21 protein-coding genes are annotated in these 17942 nt (G+C 33.8%); 10 read left to right on the top strand and 11 right to left on the bottom strand.

Annotated elements, in window-relative coordinates; translation table 11 throughout:
* Nucleotides 1–20: 20 nt before the first annotated feature.
* Nucleotides 21–461 (bottom strand): winged helix-turn-helix transcriptional regulator, encoded by a 441-nt coding sequence (locus CHB81_RS07590; protein ID WP_369597370.1) that lies wholly within the window; start codon nt 459–461, stop codon nt 21–23.
* Between the two features lie 81 nt (nt 462–542).
* Between CHB81_RS07590 and CHB81_RS07595 the strand changes: the two genes are divergently transcribed.
* From CHB81_RS07595 to CHB81_RS07605, 3 genes are all read left to right on the top strand, one after another.
* Nucleotides 543–1343, top strand: a complete 801-nt coding sequence (locus CHB81_RS07595; protein WP_089351297.1) for an SDR family oxidoreductase — start codon at nt 543–545, stop codon at nt 1341–1343.
* Nucleotides 1344–1409: 66 nt separating this feature from the next.
* The gene (locus CHB81_RS07600) at nt 1410–2357 is read left to right on the top strand and encodes an NADP-dependent oxidoreductase (protein ID WP_089351298.1); all 948 of its coding nucleotides are present in this window, start codon (nt 1410–1412) and stop codon (nt 2355–2357) included.
* Nucleotides 2358–2365: 8 nt separating this feature from the next.
* Entirely contained in the window at nt 2366–2749 is a 384-nt protein-coding gene (locus CHB81_RS07605) for a DUF4345 family protein (protein ID WP_089351466.1), read from the top strand.
* A gap of 218 nt (nt 2750–2967) precedes the next feature.
* Here CHB81_RS07605 and CHB81_RS07610 read toward each other — a convergent pair whose 3' ends face one another.
* The 8 genes from CHB81_RS07610 to CHB81_RS07645 all read right to left on the bottom strand — a co-directional run bounded on the left by CHB81_RS07610 (nt 2968) and on the right by CHB81_RS07645 (nt 8735).
* On the bottom strand, nt 2968–3396 hold the full coding sequence (locus tag CHB81_RS07610) for a nuclear transport factor 2 family protein (RefSeq protein WP_089351299.1): 429 nt from the start codon (nt 3394–3396) through the stop codon (nt 2968–2970).
* 146 nt (nt 3397–3542) lie between these two features.
* Nucleotides 3543–4124: a Crp/Fnr family transcriptional regulator gene (locus CHB81_RS07615; protein WP_089351300.1), complete on the bottom strand. Its 582-nt coding sequence runs from the start codon at nt 4122–4124 to the stop codon at nt 3543–3545.
* Between the two features lie 45 nt (nt 4125–4169).
* Complete coding sequence (locus CHB81_RS07620) at nt 4170–4559, bottom strand: nuclear transport factor 2 family protein (protein WP_089351301.1); 390 nt, start codon at nt 4557–4559, stop codon at nt 4170–4172.
* Nucleotides 4560–4624: 65 nt separating this feature from the next.
* Nucleotides 4625–5593 (bottom strand): MBL fold metallo-hydrolase, encoded by a 969-nt coding sequence (locus CHB81_RS07625; RefSeq protein WP_176427500.1) that lies wholly within the window; start codon nt 5591–5593, stop codon nt 4625–4627.
* A gap of 87 nt (nt 5594–5680) precedes the next feature.
* On the bottom strand, nt 5681–6262 hold the full coding sequence (locus CHB81_RS07630; protein WP_089351302.1) for a Crp/Fnr family transcriptional regulator: 582 nt from the start codon (nt 6260–6262) through the stop codon (nt 5681–5683).
* Between the two features lie 346 nt (nt 6263–6608).
* A complete protein-coding gene (locus CHB81_RS07635) occupies nt 6609–7505 on the bottom strand; it encodes an AraC family transcriptional regulator (RefSeq protein ID WP_089351303.1) in 897 nt (298 codons plus the stop codon).
* A gap of 57 nt (nt 7506–7562) precedes the next feature.
* Nucleotides 7563–7856 carry a putative quinol monooxygenase gene (locus tag CHB81_RS07640; RefSeq protein WP_089351304.1) on the bottom strand — a complete coding sequence of 98 codons (294 nt, stop codon included), beginning with the start codon at nt 7854–7856 and terminating at the stop codon, nt 7563–7565.
* 90 nt (nt 7857–7946) lie between these two features.
* On the bottom strand, nt 7947–8735 hold the full coding sequence (locus CHB81_RS07645) for an SDR family NAD(P)-dependent oxidoreductase (protein ID WP_089351305.1): 789 nt from the start codon (nt 8733–8735) through the stop codon (nt 7947–7949).
* A gap of 414 nt (nt 8736–9149) precedes the next feature.
* Here CHB81_RS07645 and CHB81_RS07650 point away from each other — a divergent pair, with 414 nt between their 5' ends.
* From CHB81_RS07650 to CHB81_RS07665, 4 genes are all read left to right on the top strand, one after another.
* Nucleotides 9150–10010, top strand: a complete 861-nt coding sequence (locus CHB81_RS07650; RefSeq protein WP_089351306.1) for an AraC family transcriptional regulator — start codon at nt 9150–9152, stop codon at nt 10008–10010.
* Between the two features lie 448 nt (nt 10011–10458).
* Nucleotides 10459–11019 carry a nuclear transport factor 2 family protein gene (locus tag CHB81_RS07655; RefSeq protein WP_089351307.1) on the top strand — a complete coding sequence of 187 codons (561 nt, stop codon included), beginning with the start codon at nt 10459–10461 and terminating at the stop codon, nt 11017–11019.
* Between the two features lie 5 nt (nt 11020–11024).
* Nucleotides 11025–11411, top strand: coding sequence for a nuclear transport factor 2 family protein (locus tag CHB81_RS07660; RefSeq protein ID WP_089351308.1), 387 nt, complete (start codon nt 11025–11027; stop codon nt 11409–11411).
* Between the two features lie 82 nt (nt 11412–11493).
* On the top strand, nt 11494–12630 hold the full coding sequence (locus CHB81_RS07665) for an NADH-dependent flavin oxidoreductase (protein WP_089351309.1): 1137 nt from the start codon (nt 11494–11496) through the stop codon (nt 12628–12630).
* A 305-nt stretch (nt 12631–12935) separates the two neighbouring features.
* Here the strand turns inward: CHB81_RS07665 and CHB81_RS07670 are convergent, their stop codons facing one another.
* Nucleotides 12936–13934: an amidohydrolase family protein gene (locus CHB81_RS07670; RefSeq protein WP_217899719.1), complete on the bottom strand. Its 999-nt coding sequence runs from the start codon at nt 13932–13934 to the stop codon at nt 12936–12938.
* A complete protein-coding gene (locus tag CHB81_RS27050) occupies nt 13931–14194 on the bottom strand; it encodes a hypothetical protein (protein ID WP_217899720.1) in 264 nt (87 codons plus the stop codon). Before CHB81_RS27050 ends, CHB81_RS07670 begins: the two co-directional genes overlap by 4 nt.
* A 535-nt stretch (nt 14195–14729) precedes the next feature.
* On the opposite strand from CHB81_RS27050, the gene CHB81_RS07675 reads away from it, so the two are divergent.
* From CHB81_RS07675 to CHB81_RS07685, 3 genes are all read left to right on the top strand, one after another.
* Nucleotides 14730–15713: an AraC family transcriptional regulator gene (locus tag CHB81_RS07675; RefSeq protein WP_089351310.1), complete on the top strand. Its 984-nt coding sequence runs from the start codon at nt 14730–14732 to the stop codon at nt 15711–15713.
* Between the two features lie 306 nt (nt 15714–16019).
* On the top strand, nt 16020–16943 hold the full coding sequence (locus CHB81_RS07680) for an NADP-dependent oxidoreductase (RefSeq protein ID WP_089351311.1): 924 nt from the start codon (nt 16020–16022) through the stop codon (nt 16941–16943).
* Nucleotides 16944–16974: 31 nt separating this feature from the next.
* Entirely contained in the window at nt 16975–17892 is a 918-nt protein-coding gene (locus CHB81_RS07685) for an NAD(P)H-binding protein (RefSeq protein ID WP_089351312.1), read from the top strand.
* Nucleotides 17893–17942 lie beyond the last annotated feature (50 nt).

Raw genomic sequence — 17942 nt, forward strand, 5'->3', positions numbered from 1 at the left:
TTTGAATGGGTTTTTTGTTATCATTTTGATTTCAGGCCTTTTGTTATCTGTCTTACAAATTTGTCTTTGTCTTTTTTGGCTTCTTTAATTATCGCCTTTATATCTGCTGGCATTGTTAAATATTTGTCCGACCAAATGTAAACTTCTACAATAATCGGTAATAAATCTATTCCTTTTGTTGTCAGTTTGTACAAATTTTTTGCCTTGCTGTCTGGATGTGCTGATTTTTCGATTATTCCGTTTTCTTCCAATGCCTTTAGTCTTGATGCTAAAATATTGGTGGCAATGCCTTCTTCCGATTTTAAAAAGTCATTGTATGTGCTTTTCTCATTAAATATTAAATCCCTGATAATAAGTAAAGACCATTTATCACCAAAGACATCCAATGAGCAACTCAATGGGCATTCAGACCTTTTTTTACTTGTTTCCATAAAATAAACTAAAAATATTTTTAAATTCAACTTGCATTTTGAAAGTTGTTTGTATATTTGCACTTGCAATTTGCAAGCAAAATTACGATTTAAAATTTAAAACAAATAAAAATGAGTAAGAATATTTTAATAACAGGTGCTTCTTCCGGGTTTGGTCTACTTATCGCAAACGAGCTTCACAGAAAGGGGTACAATGTAATTGGTACAAGTCGAAATCCCGAAAAAATGCAGTCGTCAGTAAAATTCAAAATGATAGCATTAGACCTTGATTCAGAGCAATCAATAAAAACTTTACCTGAAAGAATTTTCAATGAAATAGGGCAGTTGGATATTCTTATCAATAATGCTGGTTTTTTAGTATCGGGTATTGCAGAAGAGACACCCATTGAGTTAGGCAGACAACAATTGGAAACTAACTTTTGGGGAACTATCAAAGTAACAAATGCTGTACTCCCATATTTTAGAAAACAAAAATTTGGTAAAATAATAACTGTGGGTTCAATTATTGGACTCGTGTCTTTTCCTAATGCCGCTTACTATGCCGCTTCCAAACACGCATTGGAAGGTTATTTCAAAGCATTAAGATATGAATTGAATGAGTTTAATATTAGTGTTGCTATGATTGAACCTGCTGCTTTTAAAACAAGTATTTTAGATAATTCATCAACAACTTTAAATAAAATTGAAGATTACAATACGTTAAGAAGTAAAATTGAAAAATTCACAAACAATTTGGTAGAGCAAGCCGAAGACCCTGCAATGGTTGCGGAAAAAGTGCTTAAAGTAGTTCAGACAGATAAGCCAAAATTTAGAAACATTGTGGGTAAAGGCACTTCTGTCCTGATAAACTTGCAACATTTTGCTTATGGGATTTTAGAAAAAAATGTTCTTAAGCAATTAAACAAAGCTTAAAACAAACTAGGTACCCAATAATAAATTATATAATAATAAAAGTAAAAAACTTTAAAAAATAATAAAATGAAAGCAATAATTTTAAATGAAGCAGGTGGTGTTGATAATCTAAAATTTGTAGATATAGCAAAGCCAATTATTAAAAATAATGAAGTTTTAGTAAAACCAGTTTCATTAAGTATAAACGTAATTGATTATAAAGTAAGGTCAAATAATGGAGCATTAAATTGGATTCTTGGTGCAGATAGACCAGCAATTATAGGTTGGGATTTGTCTGGGACAATAGTTGAAGTTGGTGATGCCGTAACCGATTTCAAAATTGGTGATGCCGTTTTTGGAATGGCAAATTTCCCTGGGAAAGGAAATGCTTATGCAGAATATGTTGCAGTGCCATCTACACATTTAACTTTAAAACCCACAAATATTTCTCATCAGGAGGCTGCATCAGCTACACTTGCGGCACTTACAGCTTACCAAGCTTTGGTAGAAAAAGCTAATGTAAAAAAAGGAGACAAAGTGTTAATTCATGCTGCATCGGGTGGTGTTGGACATTATGCAACACAAATTGCCAAGCATTTTGGAGCTTATGTAATTGGTACTTCATCAGCAAAAAACAGAGAATTTGTTTTGCAAAATGGGGTAGATGAACATATAGATTATACAACAGAAAATTTTCAAGACATAGTATCAGATGCTGATTTTGTGTTAGATACCATTGGAGGTGATACTATTTTAAAATCATTAGATGTAATAAAAGAAGGTGGGACAATTGTTTCAATTACAACTAGCAGTATGTCTGCTGAAGAACTTGAAAAAGCAAAAGTAAAAAATGTGAATCTATCATTTTTACTTGTACAGTCATCAGGTGAAAACATGTTGAAACTTTCACAATTAATGGAAAGAGGAATATTGAAATCACACGTTTCAAAAACTTTTTCATTTGGCGAGATGAGTGAGGCTCATTTGTATTTAGAAAAAGGTAGAACTGTTGGTAAAATTGTTGTTAATATTTAAGCATGGAAATGAAAAATGCATTCAATATTTTAGTAATACTGGGGATTATCCCTTTGTTTTTACTAGGTGCCGTAAATGTATTTGCCCCATTAAATACGTTTGACTTATATGGCATTAGACCATTAGGTATAATGACTTATAGTACATTTAGAGGAGCTATAGGCGGTATGCTTATTGGTGGTGGTTTAATAATGCTTATGGGTTTAATCACCAAAAACAAGACCTGGTATCAATCTTCTTTATTGCTAATATCTGTAATACTCTCTTGCAGGATCATTAGCGTGCTATTTGACGGTTGGACAAATGATTTATTACCAGCAGTTATAACAGAATTGTATATAATTATTGTAATGTTTTTTGCCTCAAAGCAAATAGATGCTTCAAAAAAGTAAGTTTTTGATTCAAAACAATTCTTAATCAATTACACAAAGTTTAAAATGAAAAAATCGAGTCTTTTATTTCTTACATTAGTAATGCTTAGTTAAGTTTTTGCTCTATCTGAAAATAACTAAATAGGCATAAAATCTATTTTACTTAATGGCTAGCACTAAAACGATGCTATATGATATAAAAACCGTTGAAGTTTATCAACGGTTTTTATATTTGTGATTTATTCGGCGAAGTTTGCACCGCTCATTGCTTTTTGAAAAGCTTGTGGATTCCAGTATTCACGATAGTTTACAATTAGCCCGTCACGAAAGGTTACAAAAGTAGCATAGCTCATTTCATATTGATTCCCATTGCCAATTACTTTACCTGAAGCACTCCATTCTGCAATAGCAACATTTGGGTCATCAGTACCGTAGATTTTCAAAGTTGGAATAGATTTTACATCTATATAACTAGGATAATCTTTCAAATAAGCATACAGTGCAGCACGACCTTCAAATCTTGATTGAGATGCTTCTGGAGCAAAAGGAAATTCGGCAACTACATCCTCAGCACAAAGTTCTGACCAGCCTTTCATGTCTTTGGCTAAAAATGTATCTAAACTATTACGAAGAAGTTGAGTTGCTGAGGTATTTTTTGAATTTTCCATTTTTTTATTTAAATTTTAATGTTATTTTTTTATCATTTTGATAGGGCAAAGTTGCATTAGAAGTACACCTCGAAACAATGAGATATGATAAAAAAAACCGTTGACATTTGTCAACGGTTTTTATGAACTCAAATTTAAAAGATAAGTTATTTTGTTCCTTGTTTCCTAATTCGGCTCAATGTTTCTTTGGTAATACCTAAAAAAGAGGCAATGATGTGTTGCGGAAAGCGCTGGATAAATTGTGGGTGGTTGCTGGCAAACTCTTCATAACGTTTTTCTGCCGTGTTGCTAATAGTAGAATTTAACCTTCGTTGGTTAGCAATGGCATTTCTTTCATCCATTAAATAGATCATTTGCGCCATAGCAGGTATTTTCTCCATTAAATCAAGCATTTCAGCTCTTGTAATAATGAGAAGTTCGGTATCTTCCCAAGCATCAATATTATATTTGGATGGAGTTAGCATCGTTGAGCTTTCGCGATCGTTTGCCCAATAATTTTCAATTAACAGATGTACAATATGTTCTGCACCTTTATCATCTACACTGTATTGGCGCATAGCACCTTTTACAATAAAGCCAGCATATTTGCATACATCGCCTTCTTGTAAAAAGTATTGTTTTTTTCGTAGCTTCTTAGGTTGAAAAGTTGCAACAATTAAGGCTTGCTCTTCACTTGTTAGCGGTAAGTTTGCATATTGGCGGATATAGGCTATTAATTTTTCGTGCATTAGTTTGATGATTCATTAATACAATGCAAGATATAAAAAACAGTTTTATTTCAAAGCATCATTTACAGGCTGGCTATCTACAAACTGTTCGAAACTGATAATTTTACTGTTCTTCAATTTCCAAATGTGAGCCACTCTGGCAGTGAATGATTTGCCTGTAATTTTATAGGTTCCTGTGTAAGTGCCGTATGCTACTACTTTATCATCGCTGGCAACATAATCTTCAGGAGTAAATTTATAATCAATCCATTCGCTTCCTAATCGGCTAAAGACATTTTTGGTTATATTTTCTAAACCAATATAAGTTCCTGCATACGGAAAACCTTTAGCTTCTGTCCATGAAATATCTTCGGCAACATATTTAGCCAAATTTTGACCATTTTCTTCTGAAGTTTTTCCTTCGTAAGTACTTTTAACTATTTCAAGATTTGTCATTGTCTTTTTATTTAAAGAACAGCCTGACAATACAAAGAGTATCGTCAGGCTGTAAATGATTGATTTTACCATTTCATTTCTCCAGTATTCACTTTTGCACCAATCATTAGGGCAGTTTCAAAAGTAAGTGTTGGATATTTTGTTTTCAAAGCAGTAATTAAAGCTTCTGATGTTTTGTTGGTTTTCAAAGCTTCTTCGTAGAATTGAATATAACTTTTCGTGTGATTTACAGCAGCGATATCAAATGGAGAATTAGAATTAGCATGAGCTGGAATTACAATTTCAGGTTTCAAAGCCGAGATTTTATCTAAAACGGCAATCCAGTTTTTACGGGCTTCTGTAGTTTGAGCATCAGCCATCCAAAGATGGAAACTAGTTCCAAAAACATTAATTCCGCCTACAACTGCTTTGATAGAAGGGATCCATACAAAAGTTTTATTTGGAAAATCTTCCAAACCAACGATTTCTAATTTCTGAGCTTCCAGTTCAATGCTGTTTCCCTTTAAAACCTGCGGCAAAACAACATTTGACGTAATTGCTTTACCTAATCGTTCACCCCAAACGTCTAATTTTTTTTGAGCTGTAGCCTTAATTGCCTCTACTGAAGAAGGTGATGCATAAGCAACTACATCCGGGAAATATTTTTTAAATATCTCCAATCCAAAATAGTAATCAGGATCTGCGTGAGAAACATAAATTGTGGTTAGTTTTTTACCGCTTGCTTTAATCTCCTGCGCTACTTTTTCGGCATCCGCCAAAGTAAATTGCGCGTCAATTAAAACCGCATCTGTTTTTCCCGATACAATTACCGATGCTACACCAAAGCTGTTTTCTGATGCGTTGTAAACCTGAAGTTTTAAATCTTTAGTTTCAATTGTTTTGAAACTTTGTGCTTGTGATTCCATATTCAATAAAATTAAAATTGTTATAAATACTCTCGAGATAGTGTGTTTACTCACGGTTTTAATATTTGTTTTTCCGTGTTCGTGACCCGAGCCTGTAAGGCGAACGGATGAAATAATCTTCGATTTCATTTCGTGTGTTGGTTTAAATTAACACTGCAAAGATGAAACGAAATGCAATCTTAAAACATTAAACTAGTTTAATAAATAAAGGAAATCTTATTTTTTGACAGCAATTTTCTTTCGAATATTACTCAAAAAAACATTGGTAATACCCAAATAAGCAGCTATTTGTATGTTAGAAAGCCGTTGAATAAGCTGTGGGTATTTTTCTATAAATTCGATATAACGGGATTCTGCTGTTTTGCTAAGGTTATCTATCATTCTTCGTTGAAGGGCAACGTGTGTTTTTTGTGTCATTACCCGAAACAGCTTTTCAATTTTAGGCAAATTAGCATAAGCAAACTCCTTATCTTTTTTAGAAATCACAAGTACTTCGCTGTCTTCGAGCGCTTCTATGAAAAGTTGTGAAGGAGTTTCAGTAGTAAAACTGTCAATATCAGTAATCCACCAATTTTCAATAGCAAAATAGAGTATTTGTTCAAAACCATTTTTGTCAATATGATAAACCCGAAAAAGTCCTTTGGTAACAAAACCTTCAAATTTACAAATCTCGCCTTCTCTGAGTAAAAAGCTTTTTTTAGGGATTAACTTTTGCTCAAATAAATTGCTAAACTCTTCTGTTTCATTTTCTGAAAGAGAAATATGTTTAGCGATATTTTGTTTTAAAAGTGCTTTCATATAACAGTATGTAAAAAATGCTTTAGAAGCATTTTTTTAGCTTTGCTAAGATACATAAATATTTAAATAAGCTATTGCTTGGTAAATGATAATTAGATTGAATTTGGTAGTTTTTGCATAAAAGTTTTTTTAGATGTTTTACTGATTTTAATCTTTAAAACAATCAGCTAAAATTTTTAAATATTCAAATAAAAGGTTCGAATTAGCGCCTGTTAATATCACATCAAAAGCCCCTCAATTTGAGAGACTTTTTTGTTTGTAGTAAAAATCAAAATTTTATAAATTACTTTTAAGACACCATTTTTTAGACTATTTCTGCATATTTATTGCATGTGAGATTTGACTGTTAATTTAAAAATTGTTCACGGTATTCTGTTGGAGTTATTCCAACTTCTTTTTTAAATAATCTGGAAAAATAGGGTGGATTCTCAAAACCTAATTGATAAGCCGTTTCTGCTACAGTATTGTCAGTGCTTACCAAGAGATTTTTAGCCTCTGTTACCAGAGAAATATGGATGTGCTCTAAAGCTGTTTTACCTGTTTCCTGCTTAAGTAAATCACTTAGATATCGTACAGATAACGATAGCTTTGATGCCATATATTTAACGGTTGGTAATCCTTCTTTCTGAAGTTTTCCACTTTCGAAGTATAATTTTAGAATCTCGGTAAACTTAGTAATTACTGTTCCTGATAATGAAGTTCTGTTTAAAAACTGCCGTTTGTAATACCGTTGAGAATATTTTAGAATAGAATCGATATGAGTCAGCATAATATCTTTACTGAAATCATCCTGATTATTGTAATATTCTAATTTTATTTTATAAAATAAATCCCAGATAGTTTCTTCTTCTTTTGGTGATAAATGCAAAGCTTCATTGACTTCATAATCAAAAAATCCATATTTTTTGATTTCCGAATAAAGATTGGTATTCATTAAAAAATCTTCATCAATATAAATCATAAAGCCTTTTTCGGTAAGTTCAATATCGCTCATTGTAATTTTCTGACCGGGTTTTACAAATGCCATAGAACCGTTATCGTGATCGTACTTGGTTTTTCCGTATAAAATGGTACCGGATTTTACTTTTTTTAAAGCTATTTTATAAAAATCCATTGTGAATTCTGTTTCAGCAAACGTGCAACCTTTTAGCTCTTCAAAAGTTACCAGCCCCAACAACGGATTTTCGGGAGGCGGAAATCCGTTTGAGGTATAGAGTTCACTTATCGTTTTATAATTTTTCATACTTGACGTTTTTATACATTATAAATTTACATTTAAAAAGTTTATGATGTGCGCCATTTAAATTTCTTCGAGATATGTTACTTCCGGCGGAGCAATCAGTTTTCCGTTTAAAAAATCAAAAAAGCGTTTTACATAATCCTGTTCCAGATGCCAATCATAAGTTTCTTTTGAAGTATAAACAGCAAAAATTACTATAGTATTGGGTTCTTCGGTTTTTCGCATCAGCACAAAATTTTCACATCCTTCTTCAAGTAAAATCTGGTTTTTCGTTTCAATTGCAAGCGGAAGTACTTGCGCTATGAATTCAGGATTAATTTTAAGTGCGGCATTTGTTATGATTTTATTTTTCATTTGTTTTTATTTTAATGCAAATCAGAATGCTAAAATAATCTTGAAACATTCTAATGCTATGATAATTAATTTGAATTTTTGTCAGGATATTTATCTAATGCTTTTTAATATTGAACTTTCAAACATTTTTGGAGCATAATGCTGCAGGAATACAATCATACCAGACATTTTACCAGCAGGATTACTGAATTTTGGTTCTTTTGTATCAATTAGTTTGGTAATAATTTTAGCTACTGCATCTGGTGATTCTGCCTCGTCTAAGCCTTTTTGAGTAGCTGCGTTGACCTTTTTTCTATAAATATTGTAATCTGGAATGCTTCCTGTTGAAGAAATGGCATTATGTCCAAGATTGGTTTTAAACCAGACAGGTTCAACAACACTAACTTTAATATTAAAGGGATTGAGTTCGAAACGAAGTGACTTGAAATATCCTTCAACTGCATGTTTAGAAGCAGAGTAGTAAGATAAATTTGGAGGCCCAATCAAACCAACAATTGAACTTACAGTTATGATTTGTCCAAATTTTTGTTTTCTAAAGTACGGTAATAACGCATTGGTAACTTTAACGGTTCCCCAGAAATTGGTCTCAAATTGTTTTCTGGCTACATCTATTGGCGTTTCTTCTGCAATACCAGTGATCATAAAACCTGCATTGTTTACCAGGACATCTAATTGTTTTGTTTCGGCAAACAGTTTTTCTTTGAATGCAATAATTGAATTATCGTCATCTATATCCAGGCGTATTAATTTAAAAGGGACTTTATATTTTTGCGGTTCACGACTAGTTCCAATTACATTAAATCCTTTTTTGTGAAGATCATTTGCCAGCATCAATCCAAAACCTGATGATGCTCCTGTGATTAAAATTGTTTTGCTCATTTTTATTTCTTTATATGATTAATAATGAGGCAAAGTTAGAGTAGGAGTTGTTGTTGCGGCTTATACAAAAGTGGGAAGACGTGATACATATTTACGTATGTTTTTTACTGAAGCTTACAGTATAATTTGATTTTCTATAAAAAAACTGCTGAACCCAATAAGTTTAGAACCTAAACCTCTTATAACCTTATATGGTATATTAGCTATTAAGTTATTTTTTTGCATAATATTTTCTATTTCCTAAATGGATGAATTGTTTAAGGACTAAAAGAGCAAAATATTTGGACTAAAAAGAAAAATATATTTTTCTTAATGCTTGTATCTTTGTAACTTAAGTTTATAATATTTTGGATTAATTCAAAAAGAATTTCTAAGACAAAATTAAAACCGCTTTATAGCTTTAACAGTTGTAGTATGAAAAAAATGATTAAAGTTCCAACTTCTTTGATTGGCTGTGATGCTCCGCAAAACTTCCTGATGCTGGATGGCTGTTCTGTAATTGAGCAGTGCATACACAGTACCGAAGTTAAAGGAATTATGTATTTAGAACAGCACTTACTCCTAATTGTACTGGAAGGATCCATTATTCTAACTTATGGAAAACAGGAATATAAGCTTGGCAAGAACGATATGATTTTGCTAAAAAAAGCAACTGCTGTAAAGTATCATAAATTTGGGAATGCTGAAAATGATAATATTTACGACAGTTTCATGTTCAGTATCAAAGATGATGTTCTAAAATCATTTTTATCAACCTCAGAAATTAAGGTATCAAAACCTGAAGAAGAAATTAAGACAGGTGTTTACCCAATGAATGAATGTTTGGTTGCATTTGCCCATTCTCTAAAGCCTTACTTTTTTGATCATTCTGTGGTTCATCCCGGACAGCTTCGCCTGAAGATTATGGAATTGCTTTATGATGTTGCAGAATGTAACCGAAATATGTTTTTACAAATTCTCCAGTTGCACGAACCTGTGAGAACTGATATCCGCAATGTTGTAGAACAGCATTATGCTTCACCAGTCTCTGTTTCTGAACTGGCTTATCTTTCCGGAAGAAGTCTGTCAAGTTTTAAAAGAGATTTTCAAAATATATACAATGTTGCACCGGCAACCTGGATCAGAGAAAAGAGATTGGAAAAAGCAAAAGATATGCTGGAAACTACTGCTTTGTCGGTTTCAGACATCTGTTATTCACTAGGATTTGAAAACGTCTCTCACTTTTCGAGAATTTACAAAGAATTTCACGGGCAGGCACCAAGTATCTCCCGTTAGTAGATAATTTTAAAATAAAAATTATGCAAGTATTAGTTATTCCATTGCTAATGTTGTAGACCTCTTTTTTTTGAATATTAGAAAATAATTCAACTACAAGTAATGTCATTTTAATGCATGATGGTAATACTCCGATTAATGGAGCACTAAATCAACTTTGATAAAATTTCAGTATTCAATTTTTTGAATCTCAATCTACCATCTTATTCTCCATATCTCATTAAAAAAGTTTTTATAACAAATCTTACTTAATGGAGAAACTTCCAAATTGTATAATTTCCAATTCTAAAAAAGGACTAATTAGTCAAAATCTTTGAACTAATTAGAAAAAACTTCATGCTTTGGTCATTGTACCTTTGTTTTAGAAATAGAGCTTAATTATTCTGTCAGTCAGCACAGTAGATTATGCTCAAAATAATAATAATACTTAACTAAAACAAAACGATTTATGACAAACATTCCAGATCAAAAAAACGCAGTTTCAAGTTCCACAGATCTTAATAATAATGGCTTTAGGCAAGGTACTGGGAAAATTTTGAGAAAATTATTTTCCTTATTTCCTACGGTAGCCATTATTTCGGCACTAACAATTGGAGGCTTATTAGTTTCCTGTCAAGATAAAAATATTCAAAACAATAAAATAGAAGTTATGCAAAACAATCAAGAACAAAAAGAAGGGATCCTGAAAGCAATAGATTTATATGTTGAAGCAGGAAAAAAAGGCGATGGAAATATTGCAAAACCGGCATTTGCGTCTACCGCAACAATGTCGTGGTCTGAAAATGGAGCATTAAAAAGTGTTCCTATCCAGGCACTGTTTGATGGATTTTCTGCAATGAAGCCAATGGAAGCGAATTACAAATTGACGACTCTGGATGTAGAAGGTGATGTAGCAATTGTAAGAATCGAATCTCAGTTTGGACCTGACAAATATGCAGATATGTTTACATTGGTTAAGGATGGCAGCGATTGGAAAATTATCAGTAAAATTTATCAAATTAAAAAATAAGAATAATGGCAGCAAATCAAAATATAAACGCTGTTCAGGATTATGAAGATGTTCTGTCGGCAATGGAAGGCTATGTTCACGGATTAAAAACAGGGAACGTAACAGAATTGAAAAAGACCTTTCATCAGGATGCGATAATGTACGGTCATTTAGGAGATGACCTCTCACAAGGCAGTATAGATAATCTCTACACTTATGTTGAGAAATTTGGCGCAGCACCCAATATCAAAACCAATCTTACGGTTTTGCACAAAACACCTACCACAGCAATTGTTCGCATTGAAATGGAACACGATGCAGCAGATGAAGATTTCACAGATTACCATTCATTAATCAAAATTAATGGTGAATGGAAAGTTGTTTCAAAGCTTTTTCATTTGTATACTAAATAATTAAAGATCATTTCGTTAAAGTTTTTACTGGGAGCATTGTATTGCTTTCAGTGGAGCTTTGCGTTTAAAAATAAAATAAGTAATGAATAAATATAATAAGTTGTTTACTCCCTTGTTATTTGGGAACGGAATTAGTTTAAAAAACAGAATTGTGATGTCGCCTATGACTACCTGGGCATCTAATGAAGACTTCACTATATCTGATGAAGAAGTTGAATATTACAAGAAAAGAGTAAATGGGGTTGGTTTAGTAATCACAGGATGTACCCACGTTATGGCAAATGGTATTGGTTTTACTCACGAATTTGCAGGATATGACGATACTTTTCTTCCAAGTTTGAAGAAGTTGGCAGATGCCGCGAAAAGTGGTGGAGCACCAGCAATTTTACAGATGTTTCATGCGGGAAATAAAGCAATTCCTGGGCTTATTCCAGATGGTAAAGTGGTAAGTGCAAGTGCAGTTTCAAGTGGACCTATTGTACTTTTTGAAAAAGAAAACCTTCCAAAAGAATTGAGCGAAAATGAAATTCTGGAAATCATCAAAGCATTTGGAGATACCACAAGAAGAGCAATTGAAGCTGGTTTTGACGGCGTAGAAATTCATGGAGCACATGGATTTTTGCTTCAAAATTTTATATCGCCTTTTTTCAATAATAGAAATGATCAATGGGGAGGTTCTCTGGAAAATCGTTTACGACTTAGCCTTGAAATTTTAAGAGAAGTAAAAAATATAGTTTCAAAATATGCTGATCATCCTTTTTTGATTGGGTACAGAATCTCTCCGGAAGAATTTCCACAACAAACGTATGGACTTCCAGATACGTTCATTTTAATGGATAAGTTGATTGAAGAAAAGATCGATTATTTACATTTCTCTCTACTGGATGCCGTTAATCAAATGCCAATTGAGTCAGAATTTTCTAAAGAACCTATATCAGCTGTGCTAAACAATTATGTTAACAACAGAGTTCCCGTTCTTGTTGCTGGAGGTATTACAACACCTGCAATGGCGGATCAGGTAGTAAACTATGGTGTTTCTATGGTGGCAATTGGAAGAACTTTGATTGTTAATCCTGATTGGGTAGAATTAACACAAAATGGAGAAGAAGATAAAATCACTTCAATTCTTAAACTTGCAACTGTACAAGAGAAAAGAATCCCATCAAAATTAATGACAATATTCGGAAAACTAGACGGGTGGGTACAAGTGGAAGCTTAATGTAATCTACAGCGTAAATAAAGATTTATAAAATAAAAATCAGTTGGTTTATAGTTCTGGGATTACTTTTACTATTTAATAATATAAAAAATGGCGCCAATTGGCGCCATTTGGCTGTGGTGACCTCTACAGAACAAATTTCTATAAATTTTATGGAGGATTTGAAGAGATTGGCTTACTACATTTAGTGTCTGTTTTTCATTGGCCTTATGAATTTGGTTTAGATGTCCTGTTGAGGATTGATGGATTTTTTTTTAGTATATTTCAATACGAATCTTTAGTCTTTTAGTAATCGATTCCAAAAACTATTTGCTGAGTAAATTTTTATAAATAACTCCGTCTTTTATAATCAGTAGTAGAGTTTTGTCATAGTCTTCCAGTATATTCAAATTAATAAGCGGATTACCATCTACCAATAAAACATCGGCATAAGCACCTTCTTCTATAACACCCAGCTTTTTGGGATAGGGATTACGTGGGCCGCTCATGGTCAGTAATTCCGCATTTGTAGAGGTAGCCATTTTTAATATTTCATAAGGGGTATAGAAGCGCAATAACTTTACAAGATCACCTGCTCTTTTTACCGAATGTTCAGGCTCGAAAAGGCAATCAGTTCCAAATGCAGTTTTAATGTTATATTTTTTTGCAAAATTATAGGCTTTCTCAGTACCGCTCATCATAGTTTGTTGTTTTATGCGGTTAGGTGAACCATCAGCATAAAGGCTCTTACCTTCGTCGATAAAAGGCTGCAGACTTAGCCATGCTTTTTTATCGGCCAGCATTTTTGCTGTTTCATCATCAATAAGCTGGGCATGATCTATACAGCGCACCCCGGCGCGCAATGCAGTTTGTATGGCTCTTGGCGTGTAAGCGTGTACGGTAACATAAGTACCCCAGTTTTCAGCTGCGTCAACAGCGGCCTTCATTTCTGCTTCTGTAAACTGAGAGATATCCAAAGGGTCATACGTTGAAGAAACACCACCTCCGGCGGCCAGTTTTATTTGTGTAGCACCAAGGCGCAACTGCTCCCGTACACGTTTCAATACCTGATCTGCTCCATCAGCGATTATGCCAAAATTATAACGTTCGGTAAAGTCAAGGTTTGCCGCCATATCTTTTGGAACAGCGTTTGGGCTAAGGAAGTCGCCGTGGCCTCCAGTTTGGGAAATCATCGCGCCGGAGGGATAAATACGCGGACCTATAATCAAACCCCTGTCTATTGCTTTTTGCAGTCCGACTGCTGGACCGGCAAGGTCCCTGAAAGTGGTAAAGCCCTGCATCAGGTCTTTTTCCGCGGACTTCATAGCAATGGCAGTAATGTATTGTATAGGGTATGGGCATCAATAAGTCCCGGCATTAAAAATTTTCCTTTACCATCGATGATGGTTGTATTTGCACTTTTATCGGTTGGGATTGGTGATGTAGAAAATTTGCTGATCAGATTATTGACAATCAAAAGATTTCCCTTAGTTGTTTTTTCATCCTTACCATTAAAAATTTGAACATCGTTGATAAGAATTGTTTTTTGAGCCATTCCATAAAATGAACTCAGTAAAATTGCCATAACCAATAATTTTCGTTTTATAGGGCACATATCTATAAGGGGTTTTGAAGTTATAGTACTAATTTAGTAAATGTTATATTAATTTATTGATTTTTTCGTGAGATATTAATCAATGTATTAGCTTCTTTAGAACAACAGTAAAAAGGTCAATTTTGAAGATATATTTTTCGTATAAAAAAAATATTTGCAGTTTGTTGTTTGATTCTAAAAAAAGTCCTGTTGGGGATTGGTGTAAAATTTGTATCTAATTTTTATTTTTTTTTGATATGACAGTTTATATATAGGAACCTAGACCTCATTGTCCATAATTTACTAAATTTTTAATTGTTCAAAATACCTGTGCCACGATTCCGTCACAAAAGTTAGAAGGTGAAATATCTTTAAAAACTGCCTTAACCTTTTGCGGCAATATGGGAGGCAGCTCCAGTCCCATTAGTATAGGTGTTTTTTCAAGTTATCGTATAAAAAACAGATCTATGAAATCTTTTTATTGCAGTTTTGAAGTAATTTAGTGATTTAAATATATTTTACTGAAATGATCTTCGAATTTACAACAGCTTTCGGTTTTGATTTTATTACATTTTTTGCAAAACATATTAATGGTACTGTAAGAGATAATTTCATGGAAATCCCAAATTCATTGGGAGAAGGCTATGTGCGTAAAATTGAATTTGGAAGTGATTTTAAATTAACGATACATCGCTATACATTGAAGGAAGATTTAATTATTAAACGAAATCCTTCCCCGGAGACCAGCAGTGTGCGCACTTTTTTCTTTTATAATACCAAACAGGATCTTGAGGTTAAATATGAGAATGAGGAAAATATACCATTTTCACAAAAAAATGATGCTTCCATACTGTTATCTACAAATGATCTGCGGACGGAAATCCGTTTTCCTGCCGGCAGTAATATCCAATATGTAGTAGTTGCGATTGCTGCTGATAGACTGCGTGCCATTCTATCTATTGAAAACCCCAATAGCACGATAAAAACTATCACAGCGGAAAATGCTTCATTTCTTTTTTTCGAAAGCCTGGATACTGAAATGCAATTGCTTTTGAAAAATATTGTATCTGTTGATATGAATAACTCTATGAATAATTTCTATGTCCAAATTAAGGTTCAGGAATTAATGTATCTGCTTTTTAGTAAGCTGTCACTTAGGGAGAATACAACTTTTAAAAGTATAAATAGTAACGATGCAGAGAAGCTACTGAATATTCGCAACGAAATATTGAAAGACCTCAGCACACCGCCTGTTTTGAATCAATTAGCAATTATTGCTTCAATGAGCGAAACTAAACTTAAACAACTCTTTAAGCAGACCTTTGGAGATACAATCTATAATTATTACCAAAAGGCAAGAATGGAAGAAGCTGCTTTTTTGCTAAAACAGGCAAAACATTCCGTTTCGGAGGTTGGTTACGAACTAGGATTTTCTAACCTTAGCCACTTCAGCAGATTGTTCGAGAAGCAGTATGGTATCACACCCAAAAAATTTTCATACACTTCATAAAAATTCTTTTCTATAAGTTTATAACTGTCGGATAGGACTATTTTTGTGTCTTTTCCGGTTATTTTACCTATTTAATAGCTTTTAAATTTGTCCATGTAATTAAGCATGACAAAATGAGAAAGATATTTATCCACATTACTTAAGGCTTCTGAAAATTAATAAAGTTTCTGGTGATAGCACTCATAACCAGAAAGCGGCCTTGTTGACCATTTCGAAAAAATATTTTCCTCAATCATCTTGACTACAGCACATTGTATTCTTTAAAAAAAGAAGACTACACTATTTATTCAATTTATAATTAAAATAATGAAAGCAATCCAATACAGAACTTATGGAAGTTCAGATGTGATCGAACAAGTTGAAGTTCCAATTCCTTCAATACAAAGTAAAAATGACGTTTTAATCAAGGTTAAGGCAGTAGGTATAAATCCAATTGATATGAAAATACGCATGGGATTTATGAAGCAGATCCGTCCCGTTGAGATGCCCTTTGTACCTGGCGGTGAAGCTTCAGGAATAATTGCTGCAGTTGGCGCGGGCGTTACAAAATTTAAGTTAGGTGATGAGGTTATCGCCCTTACAAAGAAAAATTCATATGCGCAATATGTGACTGCGAACGAGAATTTCGTTTTGCTTAAACCTAAGGATTTGTCTTTTGAAGAGGCAGCTTCAATAGGTGTCAACATAGGCACAGCACAATCTGTCCTGTTTTCAGAAGGAAAATTAGAAAAAGGTCAAAAAGTTTTAATCCAGGGCGGTGGCGGCGCTGTTGGTGCTGCCATGGTACAGATGGCAAAAGCTGCTGGTGCATATGTTATTGCTACAGCGTCAGGTGAAGGTGTGGCTTTGGCAAAAAAACTAGGTGCCGACGAAGTGATCGATTATAAATTAAATGATATAGCTACTATAGCTAAAGATATTGATCTGGTAGCAGATACAGCCGGAGGTGATGCTCAGGCAAAGCTTTTTCAGGTTTTAAAGCCAGGAGGCAAGCTACTTAGCATCGCCATACAGCCATCACAGGATCTGGCGGGACAGTATAATGTGATGGCCTATTTTGTAGCTTCGGATATATCGCCGGAAAATTTAAAGCAGGGGATTGACCTTATAGAGGCAGGTAAATTTTTACCGATAGTTTCCAAAACATTTAAACTCGAGTATGCAGCAATAGCACAGGATTTTTTAGCAGCCGGAGGGGTGAATGGTAAGGTTGTTCTTTTAGTTGAATAAATAGTAAAAATAATAATTTAAAGAGATAAGAATGAATACAAAAAAAGTTATCGTTGCCGGTGCAACAGGATTTTTGGGCAGTCAGATTGTGAAAGAGCTACTGCAGCAGGGAGCAGAAGTTACTGCTATGGTTAGAGCCAGCAGCAATAGAAGTGAACTTACCAAAATAGGAGTTAAAAATTTTGTAGTGGGAGATATGATGGATGTGGCCTCTTTAAGGCAGGCTCTTTCGCCTAAGCATGGTTTTGATGTAATAGTTGCCAGCGCAGCAGGTTATACACGTCGTAAAAAAAGTGACAGTGCAGCAACAGATATAATCGGTTATCAAAATCTGGTTGATGCGACCAAGGAAGCTGGCATTCCCCGTTTCGTGCTAATCTCTATTCTTGAATCTGATAAGGCGAGATCGGTACCTCACTTTCACAATAAATACCTGATTGAGCAATATCTTAAAAAGAAAAATCAGCCTTTTATAGCGCTCAGGCCAGGTGCATTCCTTGATCAGACGCCTGATTTTATAATCAATAAAATCAAAAAAGGAATACTCCCAACTTTCCTAAGCGGAAGCTATGGGATTATTTACACACCACAATTGGCCAGATATACAGCTTTGGCTGCAGTTGTTTTACCCAATTCAGAATTGAACACTTCCATAGATGTTGGCTGGGACAGACCAGTAAACGAGCAGATACTGGCAGCAGCCTTTTCAAGTGTTCTTAAAAAAGAAATTAAAACTGAGCCGGTTATCCCTGCATTCGTACTGAAATTTGTTCTTCCGTTAGTCGCACGTTTTAATGACAACATTAAAGATATGGTTGAAATGATAAAGTGGATCGATAAAGGTATTTACATAAGCACAAATCCGCAAAAGCAAAAAGAACTTTTCGGCGAGCTGCCAACTCCTGAGCAAAGCGTAAGAGAATATTGTCGTGACAAAGGATTGATTTAAAGAAAGATATTTTCAACATGATAAAGTACACTGTACATCTAATATTAAAA

Source organism: Flavobacterium sp. ov086, from assembly GCF_900187965.1.
GTDB lineage: Bacteria > Bacteroidota > Bacteroidia > Flavobacteriales > Flavobacteriaceae > Flavobacterium.